Genomic DNA, 17,398 nt, shown 5'->3' with positions numbered 1-17,398 from the left:
CCTTCAATCAATTCTTGCTAAAATGACCGCAACCTTTTAACCTATCTGACTCGTGTAATGGTATTTCACAAATGATTAGTCAAAATGCACGTATTAATATGATTAAGCAGCAGCTTAGAACAGGCGATGTTCTTGATGAGAATATCTTAGAACTGTATGATAAATTCCCCCGTGATGAATTTGTTCCAAGAGCAATGCAGCAATTTGCTTATTCTGATATGCAAATTCCTTTGGCCCATGAGCAACGGATGATGAGCCCTTTAGAAGAAGGAAGAATTTTACAGGCGCTGCAGCTTAAAAAAGATGAAACTGTTCTAGAAATTGGTACAGGAACAGGCTATTTTACAGCTTTATTAAGCAATTTATGTAAGAACGTAATCAGCGTTGATTACTTTCAAGATTTTATAGACATGGCTGCTGTTAATTTAAAACGCCATCAGTGTAATAATGTTGAATTAATTACAGGTGATGGTTATAACGGATGGCTTGATAAGGCACCTTATAATGTCATTGTTATGACTGGTGCAATTACCACTATGACTGATACGCTGCGTTTACAGGTATTACCTGGCGGTAGAATTTTTGCCATTATTGGTAAAGAGCCTGTAATGCAAGCGATGCTCTTTACTTTAGGATTAGATGGAGTATGGACCCAAGATTTACTTTTTGAAACTTGTATCCCACCTCTAATTAACAGATTAAAGCCTAAAGAATTTATTTTCTAGGACGCATTCGCATGAAAAAAATGCTGTTTCTGCTATTTACTATCTGCCTTGCTGGTCAATTGCACGCAACAGACTTAATGGATATTTATCAACAAGCTTTAGAAAATGATCCTACTTTTAAAGAAGCTTATAGTACTTATATGTCTACAAGTGAATCTATACCCATTGCACGTTCAGCACTTTATCCACAACTTAATGTGGGAGCTCAAGTTAGTAGAAATGTTATAGAAACAAAAACAGCCAATGCTAATTTTGAGCAAACTTTTAATAGTAACCAATGGCAGATTAATGCGTCACAGGCTGTATTTAATTTTCAAGCCTGGGCGCTTGTACAACAAGCAAAAGCAACAGTTAAGGCAGCTCAAGCAACCTTTAACAATGCTGCGCAAGATCTTATGTTACGTACTGCTAGAGCTTATTTTGATGTCTTACTAGCTAGAGATACTTTAACATTTGCAGAAGCAAAAAGACGAGCTAATAGACGCCAACTTGAACAGGCGGAAGAACGATTCCGGGTAGGTTTAGATGCTATTACTTCTGTTTATGAAGCTCGCTCAGCTTACGATCAATCAGTTGCTCAAGTTATTACGGCACGCAATAATTTAGAAAATCAAAGTGAAAATTTGCGTAAATTAACGAATCATGTCTATGCTTATCTTGTGCCATTAAGAGACAGCCGAATTCCGCTTATTCGGCCTGAGCCAAATGATATTAATGAATGGGTCGATGTCGGTCTTAAACAAAACTATAATTTATATGCAGCTAAATACAGCTTACAGGCTGCAAGAGAAAATATACGCGCTCAAGCTTCAGGCGGCTGGCCTACTTTAGCCATTCAAGCCAACAGTGTTCAAACCCATAACGATGTTAATGGTGGCGGTGGAAATGTTTTTGCTCCTTCAAAGACCACAAATTCTAATATTGCCCTGGCCTTAAATTTTCCAGTATTTCAGGGTGGTCTCGTTGTTGCTCAAACAAGGCAGGCCCAATTTGATTTTCAAGCAGCCAGTGAGCGCCTAGAAAGAATTTATCGTGATGTTGTTGTTAATAGTCGAATTGCTTTTAATACCATTATTGATGGAATTAGTAAGGTTCAAGCAGATAGACAAACCGTAATTTCTCAACGCAATACATTGCAAAGTACAGAAGCTCAATTTCAAGTTGGGACACGTACTATGGTTGATGTGGTTAATGCTCAGCAACGATTATTTGAGGCACAACGCCAATTGGCAGAAGATCAATATAATTTAATTATTGCGACCTTAAATCTTAAATACTTAGCAGGCACTTTAAATGTAAATGATTTAGAAGAAGTCAATTCATGGTTGGCCACTATGCGGATTAGTCGATTCCCTCCGCCACTACCTCGAAGAGGCAAACTAAAAAGTAAGCGCATCGTCAAAAAAATCATACATGTAAAGCTTAAAGGAGCAAAGAAACAGGGAACAAAAAAACAAGGAACAAAGAAACTTAAAAGCTACATATGTCCTATAAATGACCTTTTATCTAATAAGGTAAGTGCGCCATAAAGGATAGATTATCTCTTTGATATTGCACTCACCTTATTTAAAATCGGTAAGCTGATGCAATTTAAATCAAAACTCTTTATAATTACTCTTCTTTTTTACTTATCAAGAGAGCTTAAGACTGTTTTAGAAAAGCGCGCCTAGAGGCGGTAGCTTTTTATTATAATTATTCCTGTCTTTATAATATGCAGGCTTTTATTTATCTATTCTTGGCAATTTAGATGTTCTACATAAATAAAAAATCGAAGTAAAAATTTTTTAAAGCAGGACGAAATTTTAGTCTTTATCATTATATTAGGTTGTTAATATGGTATTTAATCCAACAGCTGTTGAAAAGAAATTATTGCACTACACGGGCAAAGCCATTGCTGATTTTAATATGATTCAACGAGACGACCGGGTCATGGTTTGCCTCTCAGGCGGTAAGGATTCATTTACTTTATTAACATTGCTGCATTTATTAAAGCAGCGCTCAAATCACAAATTTGAACTATTTTCTTTTACGCTTGATCAGGCGCAGCCAGGTTGGGATGATAGTAAAGTCCATGCCTGGCTTAAAGATAAGAAAATCCCTTATGAAATTCTAACCCGTGATACTTATAGCATTGTTAAAGAGAAAATTCCTGAAGGAAAAACCTATTGCTCCTTGTGCTCGCGGTTGCGACGAGGAATTATTTACCGTTATGCGGAGGAAAATGGGTTTAACAAAATTGCTCTAGGCCACCATCGAGATGATTTAATCCGTACTTTAATGATGTCTATTCTTTATAATGGTGATATTCGCTCTATGCCTCCTAAACTATTAAGTGATAACAAAAAACATATTGTTATTCGGCCTTTATGTTATGTACAAGAGCGCGATATCATCACTTATGCCAATGAACAAAATTATCCAATCATTCCCTGTACATTATGCGGTTCACAAGAAAATTTAGCACGCAAACGTATAGGTAAGTTAATTGATGAACTTGCAAAAGACAATCCTAAAATACCTAGTAACATTCTACATGCCTTACAGAGTGTTAAACCAAGTCAGTTAATGGATCAGACTTTATGGCAATTTAAAAACTTAGAAAGCCAATTGTTAAATAAAAAAGAGCTAGAAAATCCCGTTTTTCTTGAGGAAGAGCTTGAGACATTAGAAACAGAATAATTTTATAATAAGGGTTAAACAATATAATATTATCCATATAGATACTCTGTGACAATTATAGCTCTCTGTCATGCACACAAAATACCTATCATTCATGCTCTCGTAGCGGACAACTCCTTGCGATCAAATAGATAAAAAAGCATAAGTCATTGTAAAGCTAACTTTAAAGGGCTTGATAGTATCAGTTGGTTTATTTTGCAGGCGGCTATGCCAAAAGAACCCTGTCATACCTGCGCGGCATTGTCGCGTGGATAAATTTGAGAATTAATTATAACCAAAAATGATCCTATATCATCCCGAGAATTCTGTGTCATCCACAAATCCTATGTCATCCTCGCGCAGGCGGGGATCTATTCATCAATTAGCACGGATGTTAATTTTTAGATGGATTCCCGCCTGCGCGGGAAAGACATTCATTATCCACGCAACAATGCCTACTCGCGCAGGCGCGTATCTATCTTGCAAACAAATCAATAGATAAAATAAATTACCGAAAGCCGCCATTTAAAAACTACAATATTTTATTCAATGCTGCAGCCTTACATGGATGCCCGCCTACGCAAGCATGACAGAGGAAGTTGGGTAAGACAAAGAAATGTCGCAGACAGATATAATAACAGGCAGATATAATAGAAGTTTTCGCAGGTGTGACCAAAGTCTTAGCGCCTATACCAAAAAATCCTGTCATACCCGCGCAGGCGGGTATCCATCTTGCCAATAACACAATTGCTAAAATTAAAACACTGAAGATAACTGGTTAAAAATTACGGCGTTTTAATCACTGCCACAGTCCACATGGACGCCCGCCTACGCGGACATAACAGAGGAAGTTGGCAAGACAAAATTTATAAGAGTCGCTTGTTGACAAAAAATAGTTTCTTAAAAACTAAAAGTAAAGATTTTTGTAGCTCACATATTTAACTGATTGTTTTCCTTTAAACTGTCATTAATAAAACTTCCTTTTCTCTTTATCGATCAAGTTAAGAAATATTTCTCTCTTGTAAAGATTCACAAATTAATCAATTTGAGCTAGTATCCTCACAAGGTTAATTAATTAACAAAATAACTATGAACGATGCTGTAATGACAACTTATCGAAAAGCAAGAATTTATCAACAAAGGCATTTCAAGTTTGATTTTGTTGCTGCAATAGTAGTTTTCTTGGTGGCCGTTCCTCTTTGCTTAGGGATTGCTCTTGCTTCAGGCGCTCCTCTTTTCTCAGGTATTGTAAGTGGTATAGTTGGGGGCGTTGTCGTAGGTTTATTAAGTGGCTCGCAGGTAAGCGTAAGTGGGCCTGCAGCAGGAATGGCAGCAGTAGTTTTAACCGCAATCACGCAGCTAGGCGATTTTCAGACATTTCTTTTAGCGTTAACATTAGCAGGTCTTATCCAAGGCCTTATAGGTACATTTCGTGCAGGCTTTATCATTGAATACGTACCATCCAATGTGGTCCAGGGTCTTTTATGTGCTATTGGTATTTTGTTAATTATCAAACAAATTCCATTGGCCTTTACTCTATCAAAAGATCTTAAAGAGTTGCAGAGTCATTTATTAGAAACGACCGAAGGCTTTACTTTTAGCCCCCTCTACGAGTTTTCACAACATATTAATGAAGGGGCGGCGATTATTTCTTTGATTTCCTTTGCAATTTTAATTTATTTTGAAAAAACTAAATTGAAATTTTTGCGTGGTATTCCAGCTCCTATTATTGTAGTTATTGCTGGCATTTTAATTAATGAACTCTTTCTTATCAGTGGCTCAACACTAACTCAAAATAACCCTCATTTAGTAAATATACCTAAAAATGATGGATTTATTGACTTCTTCAGCCAATTGCAGTCCCCTAATTGGTCAGCTTGGAACAATCCGAAAGTCTATTTATATGCACTTGTTATTGCAATTGTTGCTTCCCTTGAAAGCTTACTTAATGTGAAAGCTTCAGAAAAATTAGATAAAAAAAGGCGAATAGCGGGTAAGGACCAAGAGTTAGTTGCCCAGGGAACTGGTAACTTTATTTCTGGCTTAATTGGCGGTCTACCTATTACATCTGTTATTGTGCGCACTTCTGTCAATATTCAAGCTGGCGCAAAAACAAAAATGGCGGCTGTTTTACACGGCTTTTTACTCTTTTTTGCGGTGCTATTAATCCCAGGTTGGCTCAATAAGATTCCTCTATCTACCCTTGCTGCGATTTTAATATTTACAGGCTATAAGCTAACTAAGCCTGCAATTTACAAGTCAATCTTCGCTCAAGGTTTAGATCGATTCATTCCATTTATAGCAACTGTAATCAGCATTGTTGTTTTTAATTTGCTTGCTGGTATTTTAATTGGCTTAGCTATTAGCTTATTTTTTATCCTAAAAACCAATAGCCAGGCCCGCTTAGATATCATTAAAGAAGTTTACCCAAATGGTATTACTAACAGACTTATCTTGCCTCAGCAGATAACTTTTTTAAATAAAGCCTCCTTAGTAGCTGAGCTTAACTCAATACCAGATAATTCTCAGCTTATTATCGATGCACGCTACGCTCATTATATTGATAAAGAAATTATTGAGCTTATTAAAGAGTTTCAACAAGAACAAGCTCCTCTTAGGAATATTTCTTTAAACTTAATTGGTTTTAAGAACCATTATGATATTCATAATTACATCGATTTTATTACCGTAACAACTTATGATGTACAAGCTACTTTAACACCTGTTGAAGTGTTAACTCTTTTAAAAGAAGGTAATCAGCGCTTTTTAAATGATACCCGTATTCATCGCATCTCCAAACTGGATATTAAATATACAGCGCAAACACAACATCCTATGGCTGTTGTTTTAGGGTGTATTGATTCACGTGTCCCGGTAGAAACTATTTTTGATATGAGTTTCGGCGATCTATTTTGTATACGTGTAGCTGGAAACGTCGTTAATGAAGATGTTTTAGCAAGTATTGAGTACGCCTGCCATGTTGTTGGAGCGAAGCTAATTGTCGTACTAGGGCATACTCGCTGTGGCGCTATTCAAGCTGCCTGCGATAATGTTGAGAAAGGTCATATTACGCAGCTTTTAGCGAAAATTAAACCGGCCATTAATGCTGAAGTAGAAACTAAAGAAGATAGAACAGGCCAAAATAAAAAATTTATTGCTAATGTTACTGCATTAAATATTGCTAACACGATGCATCAAATCTATCAAGACAGCGAAATTATTAAGTTATTAATCGAACAAGAAAAAATTGCTATCGTGGGTGCAATTTATGATGTTGAAAGTGGCCGGGTTAATTTTGATGATTACTCCAATTATATCACCCGCTTAGGAAAAACCAGTGACAAAATGTTAGTTCATAAAACACGTCCTATTATAGAACAAGCTAAAGAACTTAAAACTACAGTTTAAATATAATTAATATGCTAATAAATAGGGTAAATACCGTAGATAAACTACGGTATTTTAGAATTTAATAAACTGCTTAATTTCAAAGATTAGCTTAATACTACTTACCTAAACAATTTACAGACTCTGCTAGAAAGTAATATCTTTAATCATGGCTTCAACCCAAACTTTTACTTTTGGCTGCATAAAACGAGCTGGGTGATAAAAAATAAACACAGGTATTGTTGGCATTGGATAGCCCGTTAATACTTCTACTAATTCCTCTTTTTCCAGTGCTTCTTTGACTTGATAAGCATGTACGGCAATAATGCCTAATCCTTGACGCGCGCAATCAACCATGGCTGTTGCATCATTTAAAAATAAACTCGGTTTTAAGAAAATAGTCTCGCCATTAGCAAAGGTCCAAGAATCATTTGGGGCCCGCATACTATGTGTTATATAAGCATGATTTGTTAAATCAGCTGGTTTTTTAAGTACTCCAGATTGCTTAAGGTAACTTTTTGATGCACAAAAAACATAACGAGTGGTGCCGATTTTCTTTTGTATAGAATTAGAAGCAACTGTCATGGACATACCAAAAACAACATCTAAATCCTCAGCAGATAAATGAGGAACTTGCTCTGCAATTTGTAAATCCAGGGTAATTTTAGGATACTTTTTTTTAAAACTTACCATACGCGGTATTATTATTTGTTCGGCAAAAAAGCGAGCACTTTTAACCCGAATTAATCCAGAGGGCTCTGTTTTAGATTTAGCCACCATACTAGTTGCCCGCTCTAATGAAATTAATATGTTTTGTACCTCTTGATAATACATTTCACCTATTGCTGTTAAAGTTACTTTACGAGTAGTCCGTTCAAACAAAGCAGTGCCTAGTTCCTTTTCTAGCAGAGAAATTTGTTTACTTACCGCAGCAGCTGAAATATTTAATGCTTTAGCTGCTGTGGTAAAATTACAATGTTGTGCAACTTTACAGAATGTCTGGATTAAACTGAATGTATTCACTTTATCTTTAGTTAATAGGCTCACTTTTATTTTACCGCGTCCTTAAATAAGAATAAAAATGATAAATCGCAAATTAGAAATAATACATATATAATGAGCAATTTGATTGTAATTAGGAACTAATATGCGCACATCTCAATGGTTTTTAGCTACGCTGCGAGAAACGCCCAGTGACGCTGAAATTGTATCACATCAGCTTATGCTGCGAGCAGGAATGATTCGCAAGTTAGGATCAGGTTTATATACTTGGTTACCGCTTGGACTGCGAGTTCTACAAAAAGTTGAGCAAATTGTTAGAGAAGAAATGAACCGCGCTAACGCCATAGAAGTTTTAATGCCGGCAATACAGCCTGCTGAATTATGGCAAGAAACAGGTCGCTGGGACACCTTTGGCGGACAATTGCTAATCATGAAAGATAATAGTGGTAGAGACTACTGCTTTGGGCCTACTCATGAGGAAGTAATTACTGACTTAATGCGAAATGAGTTACGATCATATAAACAATTACCCATTAATCTTTATCAAATCCAAACAAAATTTCGTGATGAAATTCGTCCGCGTTTTGGTGTAATGCGTGCCAGAGAATTTATTATGAAAGATGCCTATTCTTTTCATTTAACTCAGGAATCGCTGCAAGAAACTTATGATGCAATGTATGCAACTTACTGCCGGATTTTTGATCGATTAGGTTTAAAATATCGGGCTGTAGAAGCAGATACCGGCGCTATTGGTGGCTCCGCATCGCATGAATTCCAAGTGTTAGCTGATTCAGGTGAAGATATTATTTTCTATAGTGATAAAAGTAATTATGCGGCCAATATAGAACAAGCAACAAGTTTAGCCCCACCTCCTGCTACAACGTCGCCAACTCAGGAAATGGAGCTCGTTGATACCACGGGTAAAAAGACGATTAAAGAAATCTCAGAGTATCTTAATGTTACACCTGAACAAACTGTCAAAACGTTGATTGTAGAAGGCACAACTCATCCTTTAGTTGCCTTAGTTTTACGTGGTGATGACGAACTAAATGAAGTCAAAGCCAGTAAACATCCAATTATTAAATCGCCTCTAAGGTTTGCAGACGACAAAATTATTGAATCTACCTTAGGCGCACCTGTTGGCTCCTTAGGCCCTGTTAATCTCTCAATTCCAGCTATTGTAGATTATAATGCACTAGCGCTTACATCGTTCGTGTGTGGTGCAAATCAAGCTAATAAACATTTCATTAATGCAGCTTGGAATCGAGATGCATCTTATCAAATTGCCTACGACTTAAGACAAGTTAAAGAAGGTGATCCTAGTCCAGATGGTCAAGGCAAGTTATATGCTTGCCGTGGTATCGAAGTAGGCCATGTTTTTCAATTAGGCGATAAATATGCCAAAGCGATGAATGCTGCAGTACTTAATGAAGCAGGTGAATTACAAACATTAACCATGGGTTGTTATGGGCTTGGTATTAGCCGAGTAGTGGCCGCAGCCATTGAACAACATCATGATGATCGTGGAATAATCTGGCCAGAACCCATTGCTCCTTTTCGAGTAGTACTTATTCCTATTAACGGCCATCGCTCACCTGCTGTAGCTGAAATGACTGAAAAACTCTATCAAGAGTTATTAAGCTTAAGTATTGAAACACTTTTAGATGATCGCAACGAGCGACCTGGCGTTTTATTTGCTGATTGTGATTTAATTGGGATACCGCATCGACTTGTTATTAGTGAGCGCCATTTACAACAACAGGCCGTTGAGTATAAAGCACGAAATAAAGAAGAAGTCGAAATGATAAATTTAGATAATTTATCTAGTTTCTTCAAGCAATTAATTAATAATTAAAGTAATAATAATGCTTATGCGTTTAATTAAAACTAAAATGACATAAGCATTATAGATCAATTTTATCTAGTAGTTAACGAATATTTACCTCAAAAAATCCCTAAAATTAACTAATTGAGTAAAGTTTTTAAAATTAGATTAATAATTATATTCTTAAGATTTTCTTAATGATTTTATTCTATCATTGCCTAGATCTGTAATAAGCTATGTAGAGATATTATGCCTACTAATGAACTTAAAACTAAATCTACCTTATCAGATGATATTTCTCAGGAAGAGAATTTATCTTATGTATCAAGATATTTTAAAAAAATTAAAAATTTCCTAAACCCAGTAACAGAAGAGAAACTTGATAACTCTGTAAAGAAAAATAGTGATCTTTTTGATAAGGATAACCTACCTAAAGCCACCACTCAAAGTAGTGCTCTTGAAGAAGAAGAGGATGAAGATGATGAAGAGTATTACATTGGTTGGCTACTAATGTTGGCTCTTATTATTATAATATGCTTGCCATTTGTTGGCCCAATTACTCTATTTGGTATAGCTGTTGGGGCTATCGCTCTTACGTTCTTGCCCGCCATGCTGGAAAAATTTATAGACCTTATACAAAACCTTATACAAAAGGGTGTACAGAAATACAAAGACTGGAAGAATAGCGATGCTGAGCAAAATATAGATGGTTTTAATTTAACTAATAATCTAGAAGTTGCTGACAATGACTTCGCTAGTTCACATCAGACAATGCATCAAAAGGGGCTTGTTCCTTTAGCTTCAGGGGAAGACGACGAAATTGAGTTATCATTATTAAATTTGACTTCGATTACCCCTTTAAGCTCTAATGTCTTACAAAGTGAAAGTGATGTACCACCACAAAAAACAAATAACTTTACAATAAAATAACCAAAAGCTAAAAATAATATTTAAGCTTAAAGTAGCAAAATTCATAACTACCTATACCTACCGTAGGCTTAAATATTAATAATAAATATAAAAAAGGAATACTGATTCTATCCTTATCTAAGTTCAGGGAGAAACCTTATTTATCTACTTTTATTGCATCGAAACAATTCCTAGACTATTTGATGATAACCAACACTAGCTTAGATAGTTATTCAGCACCTAAAATAATATTTTAATGCACTTCCAAAACGCTGTTTAACAACTGCCGAGTATAATCATGCTGTGGCTGAGCAAAAACTACTTCACACGGACCTTGTTCAACAATTCTTCCCGCCTTCATAACCATGACATCATCAGCAAAATAAGATACCACGCCCATATTGTGGGTAATAAATAAATAGGCTATTCCTAGTTCTGCTTGCAACCGTTTTAATAAATTTAATAATTGTGCTTGTACTGATACATCAAGAGCACTCGTTGGTTCATCACAAACTAGAATTTCAGGTTCAATAGCTAACGCACGTGCAATACAAATACGCTGACGTTGCCCGCCAGAGAATTGATGCGGATAACGCTCAAGACTATTTTGAGGTAAATTAACATAATCTAATAACTGTAATTGTCTACGTTTAATAGCTGCTTTTTTCAACCCTTGCACTACCATTCCTTCAGCTAAAATTTCATTTACTGTTAAACGTGGATTCATTGATGAGTAAGGATCTTGAAAAATGATTTGCACCCTTTTGCGATAACTCTTTAAAGCGCCTCTTCGCAAATATGGTACTGATTGGCCGCGGTAATTAATCTCCCCGCCGGTAATAGGTAATAAATGAAGTAATGCTCGACTAACGGTTGTTTTACCACAACCTGACTCGCCAACTAAGGCAAGCGTTTTACCTTTATACAACTTAAAAGATAAATCATCGACTGCTTTAATTACCTTATGTTTACGCTTCAAAAATCCCTTACCTAGATGGTAATAAACTTTAAGATTTTTTACTTCAAGTATTAATTCGTGATTATTTTTAGCTAGAAAACTTTCCTCACTGACCTGCGGTAAAGGAGGTAATTCTTGGGAATCTGGATAAAGGTGGCAACGCACAAGGTGATTATTGACATGCTGTAGTGTTGGCAGCTTATGAGTACAAGGTGAAAATGCATGAGCGCAACGTGGATGAAAACGGCATCCTGGCGGCAAATCTTCCATTGCTGGAACATTGCCTGCAATGCTTGATAAAAATTGATTTCGCTTTTGATAATGGGGTAAAGAAGCCAAAAGTTGTTGTGAATAAGGATGCTTTACTTGCTTAAAAAATTCAGCAACCGCTGCTTCCTCAACAATTTGTCCAGCATACATAACGCACACTCTATCTGCCATAGCCTTAACGACAGCCAAATCATGTGTAATGAGTAAAATACTCATATGATTGTCCTGCTGTAATTTTTTCAGTAAGGTTAAAATTTGAGTTTGTATAATAACGTCTAAGGCAGTAGTAGGTTCATCAGCAATGAGTATTTTTGGATTATTAGCTAAAGCCATAGCAATAACAACTCGTTGCTTTTGTCCACCGGAAAGTTGATGGGGATATTGTTGTAAACGTAGCTCTGGCTCAGATATTTCTACTTTATGCAACAAGTCAATCATTTGCTGGTTAAGTTCATCAATAGAAAGCGTTTGATGTTGTAGTAAAGCTTCTGCTAACTGCTCTTTAATAGGTAAGACGGGATTTAAAGCAGTCATGGGCTCTTGAAAAATGATAGCTATATCTTGCCCGCGCAAATGGCGCATCTGCTGCTCCGGAATCAAAAGTACATCTTGCTTAGCAATAGTAATCTTACTTTCCTCACTGTAAGCAGCATTATTAGGTAAAAGACGCATCATAGCTAATGCAGTTAATGATTTACCAGAGCCCGATTCACCTAAAAGAGCTAATGTTTCACCAGGCTTTAAAGCAAAATTAATATCATCAACCGTTATAATAATGCCTTGGTCTGTTTGGAAAGCAACTCTTAAGTGCGCAACATTAGCTAATTTGCTCATAATAATTTAATTTAACCTAAATTTATTTTCTATCTGCTCCAGATGACCCTTTGCTTTTTTTATTATTAACGCTGCTAACTTTTGTAAGCAAATAACTTTTATTGAAGTAGCACGCCAATATAAGGCGACAGTGCGTGCAGGTGCGGGCCTTACAAATGGAATAATGGCTAAAGAATGATTAGATGATGTTTGCGTTTGCGTTGCTAAAGCTGGAATTAAAGTAACACCTGCACCAGCCTGAACCATAAGGCGTAAAGTTTCTAAGCTTGTTGCTGTAAAATCAATTTTTGTTTCTACTTGGGCTGATTGACATAGAGCCATTGCCTGCTCCCTTAAACAATGACCTTCAGCTAATAAAAGAACAGGTTGGCCTTTTAACTCTTCTAATTGAATTGATGGATGTTGATATAAGGGTGATAAAGCTGAGCAGATAAAATAAAAAGGTTCATCAAACAAATTATGTTGCACTAAGTCACCTCTTACAGGAGTAGCCATTAATGCCGCATCTAATTGCCCCTGATTGAGCATTGTCGTTAATGTATCTGTTTTTTCTTCAATTAGCCAAATACGCAATTTAGGAAATTTTTTTTGAATGTCAGGCATCACTAAAGGCAGTAGGTAAGGCGCCAAGGTTGGTATTACGCCTAAGCGTATTTCACCAGAAAGAGGATCAGCGCTAGCTCGAGCCAATTCCTTCATTTCTGCAACTTGATTTAAAATTGCTTGAGCATGCTTAACCAAGATTTGCCCTTGTTCTGTTAGCATCACTTGTTTATTGTTACGTTCAAACAAAATTAAATCTAACTCTTCCTCTAATTTTTTAATCTGCATGCTAAGGGTTGGTTGACTGACATAACATAATTTAGCAGCCTCACCAAAATGTTTTACCCTCGCCAAGACTACAAAATAGTGTAGATCACGTAAGTTCATCCATTGCCTTTTTCTTTAGCACTAACTGCCTGCTCAATAATATGTTCATTAATATCATTATAATGAATAGCACAAAACCCTGGCATTGTCGTATCAGTCAGACCCATAACTAATTGCTGATTTTCATTAATTTTATCAAGCAAATTCTCAAACGTTAGTTTCACTTTAGGTGACGAAATTTGTATATGCCAGATATTTTCTTTATCTTGGGTTGTTATAAATTGAGATATTGTTACGGGTATACCTTGTTCATTACGCCAGCCAGAAATAGAGCCTTGCGTCGCATCCGATTCTTGCAGACTTACTGAATACAGTCCACTACCGTCGTTAAAGTCACATAAAATAGATTTTACTAAATGTCTAAGCGGTTGCGGTTTATTAACCCAAATTTGTTTAAACCAAGCCTTTTTAGCTGTGACAAATTGCTCTTTATTATCATTAGGTAAAATATGACCATTTAAACGGCCTGTTTGGTTAATAAGAAACTCTATACCTATTCTTAATTCTTGCTGTCTAGGAAGGGCTTGCGTTGAGCCCAACATATCAACCTTAAAATTAAACCCTTTTTTCTTTTTATTTTTTGCACCAAAAACCCAGCTATTATTAATTGGATTAAAGCGCAAAAAGAGATTCCCTACTTGCCAATGGGTAAGTTCAGGATTATCAATTAAGGTATTACTTTGTTCATAAACTAAAATTTGTTTTGATTGCGCATCAATAACAGTGGCCAAACCATGAAAATTATTATAGTTACGTTGTATTTCAAAAAAATAAATATATCGTTCACCACTTTCATTAGTGGCTATTCCTGAGAAAGTCCAATCTGCTTGAGGCACATGCAAAGATGAGATCTTTTGAATAATGGTAGGCTCGGCACTCTCTGCAGATTCTAGCACTTCAGCATGAGCGAAAGAGTAATTTAGTATTAATCCTAAAAAAAATAAGAGAGTATAAGTTTGCATTCGTTTCATGTTGGCAATAACCTTTTAATTTGGTCATGTGACCAGAAAGCATCCCAAAAAGTATCACTTAATTTAGCCTCTACTGGTAAAAAGTACCAATCATTGGTTGCAAACGATTGACACTTTACCGCATCTTTTTCTGTCATGATGACTTTACTCTCTAAAACATTTAATTCTTCTTTAGAAAATACATGATGATCTGGAAAAGAGTAGCTAGTAAACTTTATACCCATGTTGGTGAGAGTAGTATAGAATCGCTGCGGGTGACCAATTGCAGCTACTGCCGCAATTGAGCCGGTTAATTCTTCAATATCAATCATTTTATCTGTTACTAAATTAACTAATTGCCCTGGTTGCATAATCATTGGATAGGCATTAGGCCACTTGCCTTCATTCACAATTAAAAAATCAACCGTGTTTAAACGTTTAGGATGCTCACGTAAAGGACCGGCAGGTAAACATAAACCATTACCAAGGCCCCGAATCCCATCAATAACTACTATTTCAATATGGCGCGCCATCGCATAATGCTGTAATCCATCATCGCTAATAATAATTTGGCTTTGATGATGTGTAATTAAATAACGTACTGCTTCACTACGTTTAGGTGCTATCACCACCGGGCAGTCTGTCTTTCTAGCTAAAAGTAAAGGTTCATCACCGACTAAACTTGCCTGATCAGTAGGCTGTACTTTATAGGGAAATTTTTTTATTGTTGCACGGTAGCCACGACTGACAATGCCTACTTTTAAGCCCTTATTCTTTAAAGCTTTAGTTAAAGCGATGACTAAAGGCGTCTTACCAACTCCACCTACTGTTAGATTACCTACTACAATAATAGGTACTGAAAAATTTTGTTGTTTAAAAGATTGTAAATAGGCTCGGCGCCAGTCTGTGATTTTTTGATAACAGTAAGAAAAAGGCCAAAGCAACCAGCGTCCTGGATGCTGATTATACCATAAATTCTCTAAACTACGTTGCATCAACCACACTTTCCTTTTTAATCTCAGTTAATAAACTCTGGGTGCGATAAAGCTGAGCATAGTGGCCATTTTTCGCAATTAGCTGCTGGTGCGTACCCTGCTCAACAACCCTTCCCTGATGCATCACAACAATTCTATGTGCATTTTTTACTGTCGATAAGCGATGTGCAATGACAAGTGTCGTTCTATTTTGCATGATCTCTTGTAAAGCCGATTGAATGTAATGCTCCGATTCACTATCTAGAGCAGAAGTCGCCTCATCAAGTATTAGAATAGGTGCGTTTTTTAAAATAGCACGCGCAATAGCAAGTCGTTGTCTTTGACCCCCCGAAAGTAGAATACCATTTTCACCAATTTTGGTATCATAACCTTCTGGCAGACGCACAATAAATTCATCGGCATAAGCAAGTTTAGCAGCAGCTATAATCTCTGCTCGACTCACATCAAAACGCCCATAAGCAATATTATTAGCTAAAGTGTCATTAAATAAAGTAACTTGCTGACTAACTAAAGCGATTTGCTGTCTTAAGCTGGTTAATGAAATGTCTTTAATAGATATATTATCTAAGAGAATTTGACCTTTCTGTAATTCATAGAAGCGTGGAAGCAAACTTGCCAGCGTTGTTTTCCCACTGCCTGAGTGCCCTACTAAAGCCACTGTTTCACCAGGCTTTATAGAAAAACTAACATGGTGTAAGATAGGCAATCCCTCACGATAAGCATAAGTCACGTTATCAAATTCAATAGCGCCTTTTATACGCTTAGTGAGTTGTTTACCCTTATTCTCTTCAATAGGACTGTCAAGCAAAGTAAATACACTTTCTGCACCGGCCAGCCCCTTTTGAATGGTGGCATTTAATGTTGTAAGCGTTTTAATTGGTTTAATCAATTGTAACATAGCAGCAATAATAGCTAAAAAAGAGCCTGCTGTAATCGGCATAACAGTCGTAAGTTTAATTGCAGCAAAAATAATTAATGCAATACCTAGAGCAATAATAAATTGTACACCAGTCACGTTAATGGCCTTACTCATGGCAACTTTCATATCATTAACTCTTGATGTCTCCGTTGCTTGATTAAATTTTCGCATTTCATAATTTTCGCCACCAAAAATACGCACAACTCGGTAGCCTTCAATCGCCTCAGCAGCAATTTCAGTGACTTCACCCATCGTCTTTTGTACTTTATGACTAATACGTCTTACTCGCTTATTAGTGAAATTAACTAAAATACCAACAAAAGGGATGGTTAATAAAAACATTAAGGATAATTGCCAACTAATAACCATCATGACTATTAAGAGCCCAATTACCAAGCAAGCATTTTGTACAAAATCGGTTAATGCATCCGCGCTAACCTGCGCTACTTGCTCAACATCATAAAGAATTTTAGATAATAATTGACCTGAAGTTGCCTGGTCATAATAACTAGATGGTAACTTAATAATATGGGCAAAAACATGTTGTCTTAATACTTTAACAACAGAGCGAGCAACCCAAGTCATACAATAGCTACCTAGTGAGCTTACCAAGCCACGAAATGTGATTCCTATTAAAACAATGATAGGAATTTTTTTAACAAATTCTAAATCAATATTTATAAAACTTTTATCTAAAAAGGGCCGCATCATGTAGGTAAATGTAGCGTCAATCAAAGAATAGATAACATTGGCAAAAATCCCTAAAAGTAAAACTAACCAGAAAGGTTTAACATAACGAAGCAGCCGCCAATAAAGAAAACGTGTTTTACTCGAGAATGTTTGAGTCATTTAGAATTAAATATGCAAAAAAGTGAAATTGTAGCCGCAAACCTTTCTGAGTGCCAAGTTTATTGACTTTATTAACATAGATAATTAGCTAAGTTATAAAAGTTAAATTGATTTGAGTAGTTAATTATCCTGTAAAGACAATTTACACCTACTTGTCATGCCCAACTTTCTGTCATGCCCGCGCAGG

Annotated in this window: 12 protein-coding genes; 6 read left to right on the top strand and 6 right to left on the bottom strand. The window is 36.2% G+C overall.

Annotated features, from left to right (window positions below; genetic code table 11):
* Window positions 1-71 precede the first annotated feature (71 nt).
* From ACQUW5_RS07235 to ACQUW5_RS07220, 4 genes are all read left to right on the top strand, one after another.
* The gene (locus ACQUW5_RS07235; RefSeq protein ID WP_444990558.1) at window positions 72-725 is read left to right on the top strand and encodes a protein-L-isoaspartate O-methyltransferase family protein; all 654 of its coding nucleotides are present in this window, start codon (window positions 72-74) and stop codon (window positions 723-725) included.
* 11 nt (window positions 726-736) lie between these two features.
* Window positions 737-2,254 carry a TolC family outer membrane protein gene (locus tag ACQUW5_RS07230; protein ID WP_444990557.1) on the top strand — a complete coding sequence of 506 codons (1,518 nt, stop codon included), beginning with the start codon at window positions 737-739 and terminating at the stop codon, window positions 2,252-2,254.
* A gap of 304 nt (window positions 2,255-2,558) precedes the next feature.
* Window positions 2,559-3,404 (top strand): tRNA 2-thiocytidine(32) synthetase TtcA, encoded by an 846-nt coding sequence (gene ttcA / locus ACQUW5_RS07225; protein ID WP_444990556.1) that lies wholly within the window; start codon window positions 2,559-2,561, stop codon window positions 3,402-3,404.
* Window positions 3,405-4,487: 1,083 nt separating this feature from the next.
* A complete protein-coding gene (locus ACQUW5_RS07220) occupies window positions 4,488-6,791 on the top strand; it encodes a bifunctional SulP family inorganic anion transporter/carbonic anhydrase (protein WP_444990555.1) in 2,304 nt (767 codons plus the stop codon).
* Window positions 6,792-6,917: 126 nt separating this feature from the next.
* Here ACQUW5_RS07220 and ACQUW5_RS07215 read toward each other — a convergent pair whose 3' ends face one another.
* A complete protein-coding gene (locus tag ACQUW5_RS07215) occupies window positions 6,918-7,793 on the bottom strand; it encodes a LysR family transcriptional regulator (protein WP_444990554.1) in 876 nt (291 codons plus the stop codon).
* 124 nt (window positions 7,794-7,917) lie between these two features.
* Between ACQUW5_RS07215 and ACQUW5_RS07210 the strand changes: the two genes are divergently transcribed.
* A complete protein-coding gene (locus ACQUW5_RS07210; protein ID WP_444990553.1) occupies window positions 7,918-9,627 on the top strand; it encodes a proline--tRNA ligase in 1,710 nt (569 codons plus the stop codon).
* A 219-nt stretch (window positions 9,628-9,846) separates the two neighbouring features.
* Window positions 9,847-10,527, top strand: coding sequence for a hypothetical protein (locus tag ACQUW5_RS07205; protein WP_444990552.1), 681 nt, complete (start codon window positions 9,847-9,849; stop codon window positions 10,525-10,527).
* Between the two features lie 232 nt (window positions 10,528-10,759).
* Here ACQUW5_RS07205 and ACQUW5_RS07200 read toward each other — a convergent pair whose 3' ends face one another.
* The 5 genes from ACQUW5_RS07200 to msbA are packed head-to-tail and all read right to left on the bottom strand — an operon-like array spanning window position 10,760 to window position 17,211.
* Window positions 10,760-12,568, bottom strand: a complete 1,809-nt coding sequence (locus tag ACQUW5_RS07200) for an ABC transporter ATP-binding protein (protein ID WP_444990551.1) — start codon at window positions 12,566-12,568, stop codon at window positions 10,760-10,762.
* Between the two features lie 6 nt (window positions 12,569-12,574).
* Entirely contained in the window at window positions 12,575-13,498 is a 924-nt protein-coding gene (locus ACQUW5_RS07195) for a LysR substrate-binding domain-containing protein (protein ID WP_444990550.1), read from the bottom strand.
* Window positions 13,495-14,469 carry a hypothetical protein gene (locus tag ACQUW5_RS07190; protein WP_444990549.1) on the bottom strand — a complete coding sequence of 325 codons (975 nt, stop codon included), beginning with the start codon at window positions 14,467-14,469 and terminating at the stop codon, window positions 13,495-13,497. Before ACQUW5_RS07190 ends, ACQUW5_RS07195 begins: the two co-directional genes overlap by 4 nt.
* Window positions 14,466-15,443: a tetraacyldisaccharide 4'-kinase gene (gene lpxK / locus ACQUW5_RS07185; RefSeq protein WP_444990548.1), complete on the bottom strand. Its 978-nt coding sequence runs from the start codon at window positions 15,441-15,443 to the stop codon at window positions 14,466-14,468. The genes ACQUW5_RS07190 and lpxK overlap by 4 nt, the downstream gene beginning before the upstream one ends.
* Window positions 15,433-17,211 carry a lipid A export permease/ATP-binding protein MsbA gene (msbA, locus tag ACQUW5_RS07180; protein ID WP_444990547.1) on the bottom strand — a complete coding sequence of 593 codons (1,779 nt, stop codon included), beginning with the start codon at window positions 17,209-17,211 and terminating at the stop codon, window positions 15,433-15,435. The genes lpxK and msbA overlap by 11 nt, the downstream gene beginning before the upstream one ends.
* Between the last annotated feature and the right edge of the window lie 187 nt (window positions 17,212-17,398).

This window comes from Legionella pelazae, from assembly GCF_052527395.1.
This window is presented reverse-complemented; position numbering and strand designations above follow the sequence as displayed.